Origin of the sequence: Winogradskyella schleiferi (assembly GCF_013394655.1) — a bacterium.
Taxonomy (GTDB): Bacteria; Bacteroidota; Bacteroidia; order Flavobacteriales; family Flavobacteriaceae; genus Winogradskyella; species Winogradskyella schleiferi.
Map to the genome: position 1 here is coordinate 1987179 of NZ_CP053351.1, position 17002 is coordinate 2004180.

Here is a 17002-nt window from a genome sequence, read left to right on the forward strand (position 1 = left end):
TATTTATATTTTTATTATTCTTCTCGTTGCTTTGGTTCTGTTTAGATTACTTTCTAATTCCATTAAATAAATTCCGCTATGAAGCTGTTTGATATTTACTTCTTTAACCGCTTCAAATTCATTTATTATTTTGCCGTAGACGTCAAATATTTTAATGTTAAAATCTTCATTTTCGGTATTGGATTTTAAATTCAAAATTCCGTTCGTAGGATTGGGATAAATGCTCAGACTTTTTATTGAAGGTGTATCAGATATATGTAAACTTGGATTGCAGATGTTACTGCTTAAATCTGGAACAATCATACTCTCTACAAAATTATTTGCGTCATAAGCAAATTGCAAAGAACATTCATCAGTAATATAAAGTTCAGTTATAAAACCATCATCATTTCGTTCTATCGTATGATATGTTATAGCGATGTTTGAGTTTGCATCTATAGTATAAAATTGACTATTTGTTGATTCAGAAGAAAGTACGTCTAACATTAATAGAAATTGATTAATTGGTTGTTCATAACCATTATTGAAGCGTTCAATTGCTACCTCAAGTGTTAAAAATGAATTACTGAAATACATATTGGCTAAGGAAGCAAAAAACTCTTGTGGATATACCTGAAAAAAATCATTACCGCCAATATCCAAAACTCTAGTTCTTAGAAACTCATTGTAGCTGGTACCTGCTTCAGTTAATAATGCTGTTTTCCAATTTAAAAGTCGGGAATTATTTAAAATATAGTCTGAGTCAATAGTGTGGCATATTTCATGACTTAAGGCAATTGAAAACTGATCTGATATATAGGATCCTGAACCCTCTGGAAATCCATTTTCTGTCCAAGTTCCTATTGGATTTCCAAATGAGTTAATGGCACTTACAAACTGAGTAATATATATGGCATTTTCGAAATTATCAGTATAAAACTCGCGAAACAAAATAACCTCTAAGTTGGTAATACCTTCCGGTATTGTGGCCAGTATGTTGGCAATAACGGACAGTTGTAATGGACTTAAGCTATGATTATCCACGACTAAAATACCATAATCACTCCAAATATTATAGTAGCTACTTGCGTTTGGATTATTTAGGTCTAAAGCTGCTAAAAATTGTGGTTCTTTCTCTGGATATTCCCTTAAATAATCCCTTAAGTACATGTGTATTTGTTCTCTAAAAGATCCTAAATATTTGTAAAGAACATCGTCAAATGTATAAGTCACCTGAAAAAACTCAGGATAAGTTATACAAAGGCTTTCTAAAAAATCGTAATATTCATCTACAATTTGAATCCTATTTGCATAATAAAATTGAAGTGTTTGAATTGTTTCAGTGACTTGTATTTCGTCATTCAAAAAACTAACTGCATTTCCTTGTTGAAAATTCAGCATAACATCGTCAACAAATAATTGAAACTCTCCTTGAAATGTGATACAATCATTAAAAGACACACCACAAGCCACATTTATTAAATTTGATGGTTGCTCACTGTTATATTGTGGCGGATTGGTGTTGTCGTTAATGTTAATTCTAACGCCATGGTTCTCATTTATACTGCAATCTTCAACATCGCAGCCTGTTTCAATATCATTTAATTTATAATAAGCCACTAGATTGGGTTCTACACCAGAAAGTTCCGTATTCATATTGTTTTGAAGTTCTGGAAGTGTTCTTATGTCGTCCCAAATTCTCACTTCATCAATAAACCCATTAAAAAAGAAATTGGTTGTTGAGAAAACAGAACGCCCTATCCATAGGTCATCATTATTAACAGCTCCAGCCGCGGCGTTTCTAACTAACGTGTCCGTGAGAGTTCCGTTAATGTAAAGATTTACATTGTTCCCGTTTGAAACGGCAGCCACATGCTGCCATATCCCAATTTGAAGTACTGAATTTGGACCTCTGCTAACTGCCCAATTACAATCTCCTGCAGATACAAAGGCCAGATTATTATCTTTTATAAAAAGCCCGTAGTTTCCACATTGTCCATTATTGCCTTTAATCAGTATTGTTTTTTCACCACTAATATCATTTGGTTTTATCCACGTTTCAATGGTAAAATTACCACTTATGTCTAATGAAGTTTCATTTTGTATAGTTATATAATCTGAAGACCCATTTAAGCTAATGGAGGTTTGTGATAGCATTATTAATGGAAAAAACAGCACTACAGCAACTAAAATAAATTTTGTAAAATTTTGCATGATTCATTGGTTTTAAAATGGATTAAAAACATAAATCAAAATAGGTCGCTATAATAGTTTTTGAGGTGTCTATAGCTTAGTATTAAACTAGTAAAAAATCGAATTTATTGGCAGTTACCTCCACATTCATAGGTTCTAACCTCTTTTGTTGTACTAATCTTAAACAGAATCAAATCAGACTCGGCTGATGGTGTTCTTGCATAATCTTTTGTGAAATTTATAATTTCAAATTCTGATTCAACACCTGTATCGTCATTGAATTCAAATTTGCGTATTTCAATATTTATAGACAGATTATAGTCTTCTGTACTTGGTGGTTGCGGCCTGACTGAAAAATAAACAGACATTTCATCCAATCCTCCTTGACTAAAAGAATAGGTTGGTCCAGCATTTAATTCCATGTTCTCGCTAGTAAACGACGACGTTCCAAAAGGATTAAAAGACGCTTGTTCTCCGTAACCATCTATATCCAGAAACTAATCAAACTCATCTATATCTCCAGTAAAGGTGACGTCAACTTCATAATCAGCCCCTTGTAGCCAATCGTCTTCAGAGCACCCTAAGGTGCATAAACATAAAAAAATAAGAGCCAGAGAATTCGTGAAAGTTCTCATAATCCATAGTTTTGAAATTAATAGCTCTTAAATTTCATGAATTATTCATTGATTTACAATACCCATAATTGGGTATTTTTTGAATATTTGGCTTATTTTGGTTATCTTACACTACTACATCTACCAATTTTGTGGCCTACATGAAAATTGAAGTTTCATGAATGAAGCCATAGTTTCTTATAAAAAAATCTTCAATACAGACCACCAATACGATGGAAAGGTGGTAATGGAGTACATCGAAAATCTTAAAAAACTCGATAACCATACACCTCCTTTAGAGTCTTTTATACTTGTTACCAATACGTCTAAGCACTCCTATGAATATATTGGGAATGATTTTGAAAAAACCTTGGGATTAGATCGAGATAGAATGCTCAATGAAGGGCTCAACTATTACTTATCGCATTACCACCCTCAAGATTTGCCTATATTATTAAAGGTTTTTGAAGATCTTATGATATTTACAATGAATCAATTAAGTATAGAGCAACGCCAAAGAGTTGTTTACACTTGGAATTATAGAATTAAAAATGGCAATAATAAGTTTAAAAATATGTACGTTCAGCAGACACCTATTTTTTTTGATCCAAGTGGGCAGCCTATCATAGGCTATTCACATAATTCAGTCGTAGGCGATAATATACCTAAGCCCATTATAGGAACTTGTAAATTCTTAAATGCAGATAATAAGTTTGAAACCTTATTTCATAAAAATTATTTTTTTGAATCATTACAACAACTCTTAACTAAAAGAGAATTGGAAGTGGTTAAATTATTAGCAAACAGTCGGACAACCAAGGATATAGCATTGCAGCTTTTTTTAAGTGTTCAAACGGTTAGTGTGCACCGAAAAAATATTCTTAAAAAACTGGAATTGAAATCGACCTCAGAAATTATAGAATATTGTAATAAATATCAGGTATTCTGAGATTTGATAAATACCACTTTGTAATTCCGAAGTCAACTTTTGCGAATATAAGCCTCATTAAGTGACACCATCATATCGTTTCAAGATATCATAACATACTTAAGCTTCCAGCATGTTTTCTGAAAAATTCATAATTATAAATTCAGCAGGTCTAAGCAGCGCCACATAAACTATTACATTCAATCTTCCTTCTAAAATATCCGTATTGGTCATACTGCTTCCCAAACCAACATTAACGCCAAACGCTTCATTAGGCGAAGCACCTGCAAGAGCACCTTGCCGCCACTTTTGGTTGAGATAGTTAGTGATCATGCTTTCAATTCTGGTCCATGTGTTGGCATTATTGGGTTCATAACTATAGGCGCGCAAAGCCAGCGAAATGGATTGTTGAAATGTTATTATCGTTCTTTTAACATTGATATATCTAAATTCGTTATGGTTACCATCTAAGGTACGGCTTCCCCAAACCAAGGTTCCACGGCCAGGAAAAAGCCGAATGGCATTAATAGATTTTCCTGAAACTGCATCAATGTTTAAATACGCTTGTTCGTTATTATTTATGTTTACCGCAGGCTTTATTACGGAAGCCACACTAACGTTCGCAGGTGCTTTCCATACACCTCTTGTGACATCAACGCTGGTGTAAATTCCTGCCATAGCAGGTGAAGGCGGCAGAAGATTCATTAGATTAAGAATGGCTTCTATAACACTTTGGTAGGTTGGACTCAAAGCCAAAAGTCCCAAATGCAGCTTTTTATCTTTTTCATTTAAATCAGTGGAGTTTAATGCGGTCTTTATCATATCACGTGCATCAGCTTCAGGTAATAAATTTGATAGACGCTTTATATCTAAATTAATATGCGCTAAGGTTACCTCGCTTTTTTCAAAAATAACGGTATGCAACCAAGGATAATACGCAGCTCCAAAACTTAAAGCATTAGTTCCTATTTTTGTCCTAAAATTGGTTATGATGTCATTTGAATTAGGTCCATTTGATACTGGCATATAACCATTATGAATATCCAATATGGCAAAACGGTTTTGCATTGTATAACAATGGGTTAAAACATGTTGGTAAACCTGAAAGCACTCGTCTTCTAAGCTTACAGCATCAGGGATCACAACTATGGTCGGTTCAGGAACATTTGATAAGCGCTTAAGTCCACCTCCAGTCGTGTTACCTAAAAGATCTTCAGCACTAACATCTAACTGGGTTTTACCTTCAAAGGTTCCAACAGATAATATATAACAGGATTGTCCGCCGTTTGCAAAGAATAATTTGATGCTAGCATACATAAACGATTTGGTATAGGGCTTAAAATCGATTACATAATCTTTTCCATTAAGAAGTGTTGTAGGTCGAGTATCATATGGTTCGGGTTTGAGAATATCGAATTTTGAATGGAATGCAGCACCAAAACAATGCTCGTATTCAGACAACGTATTAATTTTGAAGGCTTCGTTTATTAAGTTTCTGCCATTGTTCAGCGCTTTTTCTGTATAACCTATAAAAACAGGAATGGCCGTTGGAACTTCGGTTATTGAAGTTGGAATTTTAGGCACTTCTTCAACATAAATACCTGGAACTTTATATTTAGCAGCCATAATATGCTATTTAAGATGCATTATTTTGAATTTGAAGGTGCGATAATTTTTCCATTATGATCCAGAACATAAAAGTATTGTGGTTCTAACTCAATAGTTTCAATTAGGATTTTTGTTTCTTGGGCATGCAATTCCTCTACGCTCCAAGCCACTGGCATGGCTTTTTCTATTTTCCAACCGCTTAACATCTCATGTTCTGCATTTAGAAGTTTTACAATGAGATTTACGGGCAGCTTTTGCCTTTTTTTTATGACGTCCATACACCAAGTGACCAATTTTGAACTGGGTTCATAAGCACGTTTTAAAATGATGTTTCCATAATGAACACGCTCTTTACCGTCCGTTTTATCCACTCTAACCTGAAGTCCTTGAACAGATTGAAAATTTACATCTGCCACAAGTTCTTTCCTGTTGAAATGAACAACAAAATGCATATTCAATGGTGGATAATCGATTTGTGCCATGGTTAGCTATCTAAACGTTGAACTACAAATCCTTCATGCGCAAGCTCTAAAGTTTCAATTAAAATCTCGCTTTTAATACTGTTGAGCTCTGAAAACTCAAAACAAACAGGCCAAGCGTTTTTAACCTGCCATACAATAGTGGGTTCATGTTGATGGTTCAGTAATTTTATGGTTACATCGCGTCGTTCAGCAACCAATCCAACCTCATTAAACCAAATAAAATTTTCGTTATCATCTTTTAGCGCGCCACGTTTTAAAACGATATTCGAATACTTTCGAAGTCCAGGAATTTTAGTATAACTATAAGCCTTATCTGCACCACTTCGGTATTTTAGGACTTCGTTTTTTGCTTTGAGACCGCTTACTTCAGAAAAGCCTATTTCAGTAGATTCCATTTCCACTTGAAAATGAAAATTGACTACGGGTGAATTTTCCATAATACAGATTTTTGATGTTTGTAACTAACTGAATATAAATATACTAAAAAAACAATCATTAAGATACAGTGCTCAAGGTTTTCTGATTTTTAATTTGACTATTAACATTTTAATCACTAGTAATCGCATAAAGTGATTCTATTGTAAATGATATGGGAACATCATTTAACCAAGCTTAAACCTTTGTTAAAGCTGCTAAAAGAGGTTTAATTTTATATATTTTTGAATAGAGGTACTTTAAAATTGATATATAAAGGTATTACTACACAAATAACTTTAAATTGGTTTAAAATCCTCTTCTACGAATTAACCATTCCCATTAGATTAGTAAAAGTATATCAGCTCTAAAACAAACGAGACCATGATTCATACTATTTTATTAAAAAACCGACCAGAAGGAAAACCAACACTTTCAGATTTCGAATTTAAAAAAGAAGACACTGAGCTAAGTTGCAGTGATGGCGAACTCATTCTAGAAACGCTTTACGTTTCCGTTGATCCGTATTTAAGAGGACGGATGAGCGATGCCAAATCGTATGTTGAACCTTTTGAAGTAGGAAAACCTATACATTCGCTTGTTATCGCTAAGGTCATCGATTCTAAAAACGATAAATTTAATGTAGGTGATGATGTTAGAGGGATGTTGGATTGGAAAACAAAACAGGTCTCTAAAGGTGAAGGCCTCACTAAAGTAGATCCTTCAAAAGCTGACTTGAGCGCCTATTTGGGTATATTGGGCATGACAGGTTTAACGGCTTATTGCGGATTGACCCAAATCGGGAAACCTGAAAAAGAAGAAACTTTGGTCGTTTCCGGTGCTGCAGGAGCTGTTGGTAGTGTCGTTGGGCAAATTGGGAAAATAAAGGGACTTAGAGTTATTGGCATCGCTGGAACTGACGAAAAAGTTGAAATGCTTAAATCTAAATTTGGCTTTGATGCAGGTATCAATTACAACGCCACTGAAGACATGAGAGCTGCCATCAAAGAAGCCGCACCAAATGGTGTGGATGTGTATTGGGATAATGTTGGTGGAGAAATTTCCGATGCTGTATTATTTAATATCAATAAATTTTCCAGAACTATTAATTGTGGAGCCATAGCCGTTTATAACAATACCGAAACGCCTAAAAGTGTAAGTGTAAGACCATTTTTAATTAAGAATAGCGCACTGATGCAAGGCTTCATAGTTTCCAATTATGAAGATAAATTCCCAGAAGCTATCAATGAGCTATCAAATTGGTTAGCAGAAGATAAACTTACGTATTCTGAAACTATAGTTGAAGGTTTTGAGAATATTCCACAAGCGTTTATCGATTTATTTGATGGAAAGAATTCGGGAAAAATGGTGGTTAAGGTTTAAGGTTTCCAATCATTAATTTTAGGCTTAAATTCCTTTATAATCTCTAAAGCTGTTTTATGTGATCTTCCAGATGCTTTTTCATAATCTGAATTAACATTATTAGCTCCATTTCGTATACCTTCATAAATTCCCGCAATAATGGTTCCCATAAAATCCCCTAACTCTGCTTTCCTTTCTTTCGTGTAAGCTTCAACAGAAACCGAATTGAATATGAGATTTGTTCCATAAACTTGATTAATGGAATCTGCTAATTGCGCTTGCGTAATTGGTTCTCCAACCAAATTGTAAATCTGTCCGTTATACTTATCATCTGTAAGCATGTTAGCATAAGCATATCCTAATTCAGTTCTACTTGTATAAGCACATTTGCCTTCGCCAGCACAATTTCTAATCTCACCTTCTTTTACATACGTATCTATGTATTCTAAATCGGGCTCGATGTAAATTCCGTTTCTACCAATTGCCCAATCTAATCCTGAATTTTGAATGTCTTTTTCAGTTTGACGATTACTTTGTACAATTGGACTAAAAGCATTACCTTCTTCTGTTCCAATAATACTGGTGTAAACTATCTTTTTTACTCCATTGTTCTTTGCAGCTTCAATGACGTTTCTATGCTGTTGAATTCGTTGATGAGGTTCGTCCATTCCAGAAAGCAACATAACCGTGTCAATTCCAACAAATGCTTCGTCAAATTCTTCACGATTATTGTAATCTCCTTTTATTATTTTAATACCAAGATGTTTCGCTTTTTCAGGTGATCATGCAATTCCAATGACATTTTCTTTTTCTATTTCCTGAATAAGTTGCTTTGCTATTGCTGAGCCTAATTGTCCGCTGACTGAGGTTATTGCTGTTTTCATAACTATTGTTTTTTCGGTTTTAGTTCTATTAGTTCATTTTCCATACAATAAAAAACATGTTCACGTTCCGGAAAATTGACCTCTCCTCGAATGATATAATTGCGCTTTTTATAAAATTTAAGGACGCTTGTATTTCGAGAATAAGCATCTAATCTTATGGACGTATAATTATTTTCCTTGGCTAAATTTTCAGCAAAATCCATTAAGGTTCTAGCGTGACCTTTATTTTGATGTTTTGGATTTACAACAAGTCTATGAATTACCAATACTTTTGAAGCATTAAATTTCCAATTAACGGATTGATATTCTTTTTCCTGTTCTTCACTAATACTGATGGCTCCAATTAGCTCGTTACTATTTTTCAATGTAAAAAGGGTGCCGTTTTTTAAATCATTTTCAATGATAGCATGTGTAGGATAATTAGCTGTCCATTGATAAATGCCATTATTTTCCAGTTCATCTTTGGCATTGAGATACATTTGAAATACGGCTTCTAAATCGGATAATTGACCTTTCGCGATTTTTAATTGATGAATTTCTACTGTTTCCAATTCAGTATCATAGATCAATAGTCCTTGACTTTCGTCGTCAAGTTTCTCTAATAAATCGCCTTTATTATTCCATACTGCACTTTGACCAACACTTAAAAAATTATCACAAATGCCTATACAATTAGACATTAGAATAGGTGTATTAAATTCATTTGCCATTTTTGAAAAGTGAGAATAAGCTTTATCAACACCAGCTTTTGATTTGGCTACACTTGCAATATAAAGGTCTGCACCATTTTTGTTGGAATTTAAAATATGCTCTTGTTGTAAGGTTTCACAGCAAATGCCTAAAGCAATTTTCTTATCCTTAATATGTAAGTAGGTTTGATGGGTTCCACAAACAAAATAGGGCTTTTCGTCCGCATGTAATAGTTGTTTAGAATAGACCGTTCGTTGTGTTCTCGGTTGAAAAATAAGCATACTGATAAAGGTACCTTCTGTTCCATTGGTAGGCATTCCAATACCGATAGTGATGTCGTTTTTATCAGACACTTCTTGAAATGGATTAAACATGTCATTTTCAAAAGTTGTCGCCAGTTCCTTGGCTAAATCTGGCTCATAACCTGTGATGGACAACTCTGGGAATATGACTAAGTCTGAATGAAATGGTATTGAGCGTTCAATTAATTGTAGATGATTATGAATGTTGTGTTGAACCTTTCCTTTTAAGGATTTTGTTTGTGCAATACAGATTTTCATCAGTTTTGGTTCTTGTATTTTTTTAAATGATATCTAATGCGTTAAGACACCAAAGTAAATGTTTTTTTGAAGCGTTTTTATACTGTTTAAAGACATTGATAAACGATAACCTAATCTTTTTTACGATCATGACTTTTTATCATTTCGGATAAGGAAACTACCATTTATCATCCTGCCGCTCCAATCTCATCTCAAAAAATGGAAACCATTGGTTGCCATCAAAAGAGTAATCCCCTTTTTCAATCCATAAACCGTTTTCAGAAAAATCTTCTCTAAATCTCACGGTACCTCCACGTTCATCTTTAAAAGACCATTCCAATTTCATGTCTCCAATCAGCCTCATTTCGTTTTCCATTTTCCCTCCAGTTGAAGAAAAAGAGAGCATAGTAATTGATTTTAAGGTCTCGTTATAAGATATGACGCCAAAAGCATTATGTACAACCTTTGGCTCAACAGCGCTACTATCTTTCGCAATCCCAATTCCATCAATAACAAGGATGGTGTTATCCACTCTAGAATCAATAGTCTCGGTCTGTGTGAATTCTTTACGCTCCCTGTTCATCATAATCCAGCCATCGCCTTTCCATGTGCCTTTCATAAAGGCAAGGTCATCAACTGTTTTAAGGTTTAAGGAATCTGTGTGGTTATCACTTTGAGCGATACTATTGAATGCTATTAATAAGCAAAGCATCAGGATTGTAGTTTTCATGATATTGTTTTTTTTAAGTGGTTTTATAATAGTATTCAAATTAGTAATTTATCAATGTTTTCATTCTGAAGGAAGTATCATGGATCTCATATAGCCTCAATTTTATTAAAAGCATTAATATAATAAGGTTTAAAGTCAACAAGCACAATACTTAATTTATAAATTTGATTAAAACCTAAAGATATGAAAAGCAAAGACCATAACACTTCAGACAGACCTGAAAATTTTAAAAAGAGTACAACAAATGCAGATAGCAGATCTGAAACCAAAAATCAGGTTTATGATAAAGCCGAATTACTTAAAAAGCATAAAAACGAACCTGATTATGCGAAAGAAAATCTTGATATTCCAGGTGCTAGAACTGCACGACCATTAACGAACGATCGACATCCTGATGGTGAAAGCTGAAAAATAACTTATAATTTACAAAAGTGAGATATGATATGTATAGACTTTCTCCCTCGGGTCTTCTCTCTGTCTAAAGCGGGTCATAGGCGTATCATAAGCGGGTTCGCTATCGAAAATTCTTACATCAGAAAGTGATAACCATAAAGAACTACAAAAGCCCTCGATAACATCTAGGGCTTTTATATTTGAGTTAGTCGTACCGAATGTTTCTTTTTAGCGACTTCAAAAGTCAATTACTTTATGTTTCATTCAATAACTTAGACCCTAAAATTACACAGATAATCAGGTTTAAAAAACAACAATTTTAACCCATTACTAAAGGAAATTAACCATTTAAGAAACTGCACAAGTGTTTACAAATGATTGATATCCTGAAATATTATTTACAAGATTAAGATATCGTTTTTTTTATTACCAATCGTTCCAATATTATTTTTAGTATTTGGTCGTAACTTATTGATTAAATATTACATAACCCAATTCATTAATATCAAAACTTTTTATTTTAGTTGATAATAATAAAATGAATTACGTCAATATTATACGCTATAATGATACAATAAACATGTAATCGTCAGTATATTGAAACCTAACCATATGAAATAAAAGAAATGATAAGTTTAAAATTTACCTCTATCCTGTTCAGTCTGCTGTTATTATCTTCAACTTGCAAAAATAGTAATGAGAACAACCAAAACCCTATGAATACCTTCCCAGATACGGATGGCATAGGTTACATAGAAACTGACCAGTCTCCTGCCAGTGTTTACAATGCCATTATTTCAACTTTAAATGACAATGAAAACATTGGGATTGTTGCAGAAATCAATCATTCTGAAAATGCTGAAAACATTGGATTATCTTTAGATTTTACACGGACCGTGTATTTTGGAAATCCAAAGTTAGGAACACCTATTATGCAAAATAATATTAAAGCTGGATTAGATTTACCACAACGTATTACGGTATATACTGAGGAAGATGGGGATACTGTGGTCGCCTATAATTCTGTTAATTACCTTGTTAAGAGATATAATTTAGGTAACATTTCAACTACGGAAATGATTGAAAATGCACTCACAAATATTGTTAATAGTGCAACCAACAAAGACGCGATTCTAAACGCGGTAACTCCACGACAGGGCAATGGAATTATTTCCGTTGCCAGTGAAAATGACTTTAATACGACCTATAATTTAATTGTAGAAACTATAAATAAACTAGAAAAGGTGTCTGTAATGGCAGAATTAGATCATCAAGCCAATGCACAAAGCGCTTCCCTGACATTGACACCAGCTAAACTAATTATTTTTGGAAATCCTGCTTTAGGAACACCTTTGATGTCCGAGTCAAAAACCATAGCTTTAGATTTACCTCAAAAACTGTTAATCTACGAAGAGAGCAACGGAGACGTCATTATAATCTATAACGATCCTTTCTATTTGGCAGATAGACATAATGTTAACGATCACAATGACACTCTTGATATGATTTCGCAAACTTTACGAAATATTTCAGCATCTGGAGCTTCTTCCGAGTAAATAAAGAAAGTCATTTAAAGGACTCTTCCTTAACACTTATATTAAATTATGAGCGAATCATTTAATATAAAATTGGAAAATACTTGGGATTGAAACCCGGAATATGTCCTGTAACTTAAAATTTCAATAAACCATTTGAATATTATACCAATAAGACCCAAAATTTAATCTTACCTTCGCTCAATTTTCTATAGACCATTAAATTCATGACATCCTACTACAAAGACATCATAGAAACCGCTTATAATAAAGTACGTTTACTTAAAGACGAAGGGGAATTAGCGACCTATATTCCTGAACTCGCCAACATAGATCCTACAAAATTTGGAGTCCATATGACCAACATCGATGGCAGCAGTTTTGGAATTGGTGATCATCAGGAAAAATTCTCAATCCAAAGTATTGCCAAAGTACTATCATTAGCCTTGGCATATAAAATTATTGGAGAAGACTTATGGAAACGCGTCGATGTGGAACCTTCTGGCACTAAATTCGATTCCTTGTTATTATTGGAAACCTACAAGGGCATTCCACGTAATCCGTTTGTAAATTCCGGTGCCATCGTGATTTGCGACATATTAATGTCACATCTCGACAACGCCAAGAAGGAATTTTTGGATTTTGTTAGGGACTTGAGTGGCTTACCACATCTTACCTACTCCTATAAAATAGCCGATTCCGAAAAAAGAACCGGTTACAGAAATGTTGCACTCTGTAATTTTATTAAATCCTTTGGAAATATTAAAAACGAACCCGCAGAAGTACTCGATTTCTATTTCGATATGTGTTCTTTAGAAATGACATGTCAGCAACTGTCACAGACCTTTACCTTTTTAGCCAATAATGGTCATAAAATATCAGATGGTTCAAAAATTATTTCGAAAACAAAATCAAAACGTATCAATGCCTTAATGCTAACCTGTGGTTTTTACGACGAATCTGGCGAGTTTGCCTTTCGAGTAGGCTTACCTGGTAAAAGTGGCGTTGGTGGTGGCATCGTAACGCTCTATCCGAATAATTATGCAATTGCCGTTTGGAGTCCAAAATTAAATAAGCACGGCAATTCCTTTAGAGGCATGGAACTGCTTGAGGATGTCACCACATATTCTGAATTGAGTATTTTTTAATGTTTTTATTCCTAAATTAATAGTCTATTCTGCTTTTAACATATTTTTTCGTAAAAAGTGAAATAAACGTGTGATTTCAATACTTTTTCCTTATTTTAAAAACTTAAATTTGTTTCTGAATTTAGTAGCTTCCGAGCTATTTCATTTATAATATCTATTCTAATCTATGGCATTAAAAATTGTAATATCCCACAAAACCACCTATAAGTACGATCGTAAAGTCTCATTATCACCTCATGTGTTTAGATTACGTCCTGCGCCTCATTCCAGAACACCAATTGAATCCTATTCCTTAAAAATAAAGCCTGAAAACCAATTCTTCAATTGGCAACAAGACCCATTTGGTAATTATGTGGCGCGTTTGGTATTTCCAGATAAAACCGATGAACTATCAATCGATGTTGAAATTATTGCGGATTTAAAAACCATCAATCCCTTTGATTTCTTTATTGAAGAGTCTGCGGAAGAATTTCCTTTTGAATATTCAGAAACAGTTAAAAAGGAATTACAGCCTTATTTAGAAATTACGGATAAAGGCAAATTGTTAAAAGAATTTTTAAAAACTCTGGATTATACACCTAGAAAAACCATTTATTTCTTAATTCATGTCAATCAAAAGATTTATGAATATTTAAATTACAACATCCGAATGGATCCTGGTGTACAGACCTGTGAAGAAACTTTAGAGACAAAAACAGGATCTTGTAGGGATTATGCGTGGTTATTTGTGCAAACCTTACGACATTTAGGTTTTGGTGCACGATTTGTCTCGGGTTATTTGGTACAGTTAAGTTCGGATGAAAAATCATTGGATGGGCCATCTGGTCCTGAAGAGGACTTTACAGATTTACATGCTTGGGCAGAAGTTTATTTGCCAGGTGCTGGCTGGATCGGCTTTGATGCCACGTCTGGATTACTCGCTGGCGAAGGTCATATTCCTTTGGCCTGCACACCTTCTTTTGAAAGTGCTGCACCTGTATCTGGTATGACCGATAAATGTGAAACGGAATTCTTTTTTGAAAACTCCGTAAAACGAATTTTTGAATCGCCAAGAGTTACAAAACCTTATACCGAAGACCAATGGAAAGCCATTGATAAACTCGGTCATAAAGTAGAAAAGCAATTACAAAAAAATGACGTGCGCCTAACCATGGGTGGCGAACCGACTTTTATTTCTATTGATGATCTGGAATCTCCTGAATGGAATACGGATGCAGATGGACCGCACAAACGTCAACTAGCTAAAGATTTATCCAAGCGATTGCACCATGCATTTGGAAAAGGTGGTGTGCTACACCATGCCCAAGGAAAATGGTATCCAGGCGAACCTTTACCACGATGGCAAATAGAAATTTGTTGGCGAAAAGATCAAAGACCTATTTGGTACAACAAAAAGTATTTGGCCACTTATGCCGATGACTACACAGTACCGCCTGATACGGATAAATTATTTTTAGAAACCTTAACGACCTATTTAGGTGTTTCCAAAGCACATATTTTACCCGGTTTTGAAGATGCGTTTTACTTTTTATGGGAACACGGCAACCTTCCAATAGACATCGACCCTACAAAGGACCGAGACAATACTTTAGTAAAAAACAAATTAAAGGAGATTCTCGAAAATGGCACGTCAACACCTGTTGGGTATTTATTGCCTTTAAACCGTACAAAAGGAAAATGGTTCACTAGTGAATGGGAGTTTAGAAGACAACACTTATTCTTAACACCAGGAAATTCACCAATGGGATTAAGATTGCCATTAAATTCATTATTGGAAAAATCAGAACACGAAGTTTTCCCATCCTATGAACCCGATTTATTTTCTCAAAAGAAGCGTTTACCAAGTTTTAGGGATATTGTTAAAAAACGACATAAAGAATTTTTAGAAAAAGGATTAGATACTGATCAACCTAATTATTTTGTAAGAACGGCTATCTGTTCAGAAATAAGAGACGGTAAATTGTATTTGTTTTTACCTCCATTGGACTCGGCTGAGAACTTTTTGGATCTAATTGCGGCTATCGAATTTACAGCCAAAGAACTAAAAATTCCTGTAATCATGGAAGGTTACGATCCACCAAAAGATAACCGATTGGAATCGCTTAAAATAACACCAGATCCAGGTGTCATTGAAGTCAATGTGCATCCGGTAACCAATTGGAAAGATTTATGCCACAACACTTTTACATTCTATGAACAAGCCAAATTATCCCGATTAGGTACAGAAAAGTTTATGCTAGATGGTAAGCATACTGGCACTGGTGGAGGAAACCACGTGACGCTGGGAGGTACAAGTCCTGCGGATAGTCCGCTATTGCGACAACCAAGTTTGTTACGCAGTTTATTAACTTTTTGGCAACATCATCCAGGTTTAAGTTACTTATTTTCTGGTTCTTTTGTTGGACCTACAAGTCAGGCGCCAAGAGTAGATGAAGCACGTCAAGATAATTTGTATGAATTGGAAATTGCCTTTAGTCAAATTCCTAAAAAAGGTGAAGTGCCGTATTGGTTAACAGATCGTTTGTTCCGACACTTATTGACGGATTTAACAGGAAACACACACCGAGCGGAATTCTGTATCGATAAATTATATTCGCCAGATTCGTCTTCAGGACGTTTGGGTATTTTGGAATTGCGTGGTTTTGATATGCCACCACATCCAAAGATGAGTTTAGTTCAAATGCTATTGGTAAGAGCCTTGGTATCTTGGTTCTGGAAAAAACCTTATGAACATAACTTGGTGCGTTGGGGAACGGAATTGCATGATAAATTTTTGATAGAACATTATGTTCGTGAAGATATTAAGGACATTGTCTCTCAATTGAATAAAGCAGGTTACCAATTTGAAGAAGATTGGTTTAATCCATTTTTCGAATTTAGATTTCCACTTCATGGCATGGTAGAAATCAATACGATCCACTTAGAATTAAGAGCAGGCATTGAACCTTGGAATGTTTTAGGAGAAGAAATGACTGGTGGTGGAACAGCCAGATACGTTGATTCTTCTTTGGAACGACTGCAAGTAAAAGTCTCTAATTTTGTCGATGAACGTTATGTATTAACCTGTAACGGCGTAAAAGTGCAATTAAAAAGTACAGGTGTAAAAGGCGAATATGTTTCTGGCATTCGATACAAGGCATGGAATCCGTATTCTGCATTACACCCAACAATTGAAGCAGATACACCTTTGGTTTTTGATATCGTCGATACTTGGAACAAGCGTTCCATTGGTGGTTGTACCTATTTTGTTTCGCATCCTGGAGGTCGATCTTATGATGTGCATCCTGTGAATAGTTTTGAAGCAGAATCGAGAAGAATTAACCGTTTTTGGGAATTTGGACATACACAAGGAGAAATTAGTCCTTTTGAAAATATGACTTTTGATACAGAACCGACGTCCAGAAGCGTTCAAGAAAAAAGTAGCTCAAAACGTTTTTCTTATAAAGAATTACCAGTTAATTTTGAATTTCCTTATACTTTAGATTTACGTAAAAAATAAATAG

15 protein-coding genes are annotated in these 17002 nt (G+C 34.5%); 6 read left to right on the forward strand and 9 right to left on the reverse strand.

Annotated features, from left to right (window positions below):
• Window positions 1-3: 3 nt before the first annotated feature.
• From HM990_RS08600 to HM990_RS08610, 3 genes are all read right to left on the reverse strand, one after another.
• Window positions 4-2193: a LamG-like jellyroll fold domain-containing protein gene (locus HM990_RS08600; protein ID WP_178988541.1), complete on the reverse strand. Its 2190-nt coding sequence runs from the start codon at window positions 2191-2193 to the stop codon at window positions 4-6.
• A gap of 104 nt (window positions 2194-2297) precedes the next feature.
• Window positions 2298-2594: a hypothetical protein gene (locus HM990_RS08605; protein ID WP_178988542.1), complete on the reverse strand. Its 297-nt coding sequence runs from the start codon at window positions 2592-2594 to the stop codon at window positions 2298-2300.
• 75 nt (window positions 2595-2669) lie between these two features.
• Window positions 2670-2807 (reverse strand): hypothetical protein, encoded by a 138-nt coding sequence (locus tag HM990_RS08610; RefSeq protein ID WP_178988543.1) that lies wholly within the window; start codon window positions 2805-2807, stop codon window positions 2670-2672.
• A gap of 157 nt (window positions 2808-2964) precedes the next feature.
• On the opposite strand from HM990_RS08610, the gene HM990_RS08615 reads away from it, so the two are divergent.
• On the forward strand, window positions 2965-3735 hold the full coding sequence (locus HM990_RS08615; protein ID WP_178988544.1) for a LuxR C-terminal-related transcriptional regulator: 771 nt from the start codon (window positions 2965-2967) through the stop codon (window positions 3733-3735).
• A gap of 99 nt (window positions 3736-3834) precedes the next feature.
• Here HM990_RS08615 and HM990_RS08620 read toward each other — a convergent pair whose 3' ends face one another.
• The 3 genes from HM990_RS08620 to HM990_RS08630 are packed head-to-tail and all read right to left on the reverse strand — an operon-like array spanning window position 3835 to window position 6241.
• Window positions 3835-5340, reverse strand: a complete 1506-nt coding sequence (locus HM990_RS08620) for a phage tail sheath family protein (RefSeq protein ID WP_178988545.1) — start codon at window positions 5338-5340, stop codon at window positions 3835-3837.
• A gap of 20 nt (window positions 5341-5360) precedes the next feature.
• Window positions 5361-5804: a phage tail protein gene (locus tag HM990_RS08625; protein ID WP_178988546.1), complete on the reverse strand. Its 444-nt coding sequence runs from the start codon at window positions 5802-5804 to the stop codon at window positions 5361-5363.
• 2 nt (window positions 5805-5806) lie between these two features.
• Window positions 5807-6241 carry a phage tail protein gene (locus tag HM990_RS08630; protein WP_178988547.1) on the reverse strand — a complete coding sequence of 145 codons (435 nt, stop codon included), beginning with the start codon at window positions 6239-6241 and terminating at the stop codon, window positions 5807-5809.
• A 361-nt stretch (window positions 6242-6602) separates the two neighbouring features.
• On the opposite strand from HM990_RS08630, the gene HM990_RS08635 reads away from it, so the two are divergent.
• Window positions 6603-7601: an NADP-dependent oxidoreductase gene (locus HM990_RS08635; RefSeq protein WP_178988548.1), complete on the forward strand. Its 999-nt coding sequence runs from the start codon at window positions 6603-6605 to the stop codon at window positions 7599-7601.
• Here HM990_RS08635 and HM990_RS08640 read toward each other — a convergent pair.
• From HM990_RS08640 to HM990_RS08650, 3 genes are all read right to left on the reverse strand, one after another.
• On the reverse strand, window positions 7598-8335 hold the full coding sequence (locus HM990_RS08640) for an NAD(P)H-binding protein (protein ID WP_394351755.1): 738 nt from the start codon (window positions 8333-8335) through the stop codon (window positions 7598-7600). The genes HM990_RS08635 and HM990_RS08640 overlap by 4 nt on opposite strands.
• Before the next feature lie 131 nt (window positions 8336-8466).
• Window positions 8467-9714, reverse strand: a complete 1248-nt coding sequence (locus HM990_RS08645; protein ID WP_178988549.1) for a GNAT family N-acetyltransferase — start codon at window positions 9712-9714, stop codon at window positions 8467-8469.
• 157 nt (window positions 9715-9871) lie between these two features.
• Window positions 9872-10423, reverse strand: a complete 552-nt coding sequence (locus HM990_RS08650; protein ID WP_178988550.1) for a hypothetical protein — start codon at window positions 10421-10423, stop codon at window positions 9872-9874.
• A 183-nt stretch (window positions 10424-10606) separates the two neighbouring features.
• On the opposite strand from HM990_RS08650, the gene HM990_RS08655 reads away from it, so the two are divergent.
• The 4 genes from HM990_RS08655 to HM990_RS08670 all read left to right on the forward strand — a co-directional run bounded on the left by HM990_RS08655 (window position 10607) and on the right by HM990_RS08670 (window position 16998).
• Entirely contained in the window at window positions 10607-10831 is a 225-nt protein-coding gene (locus tag HM990_RS08655; RefSeq protein ID WP_178988551.1) for a hypothetical protein, read from the forward strand.
• Window positions 10832-11532: 701 nt separating this feature from the next.
• Window positions 11533-12372 (forward strand): DUF302 domain-containing protein, encoded by an 840-nt coding sequence (locus HM990_RS08660; RefSeq protein ID WP_178988552.1) that lies wholly within the window; start codon window positions 11533-11535, stop codon window positions 12370-12372.
• A 206-nt stretch (window positions 12373-12578) separates the two neighbouring features.
• A complete protein-coding gene (locus HM990_RS08665; protein ID WP_178988553.1) occupies window positions 12579-13499 on the forward strand; it encodes a glutaminase in 921 nt (306 codons plus the stop codon).
• A 166-nt stretch (window positions 13500-13665) separates the two neighbouring features.
• The gene (locus HM990_RS08670) at window positions 13666-16998 is read left to right on the forward strand and encodes a transglutaminase family protein (protein ID WP_178988554.1); all 3333 of its coding nucleotides are present in this window, start codon (window positions 13666-13668) and stop codon (window positions 16996-16998) included.
• Window positions 16999-17002 lie beyond the last annotated feature (4 nt).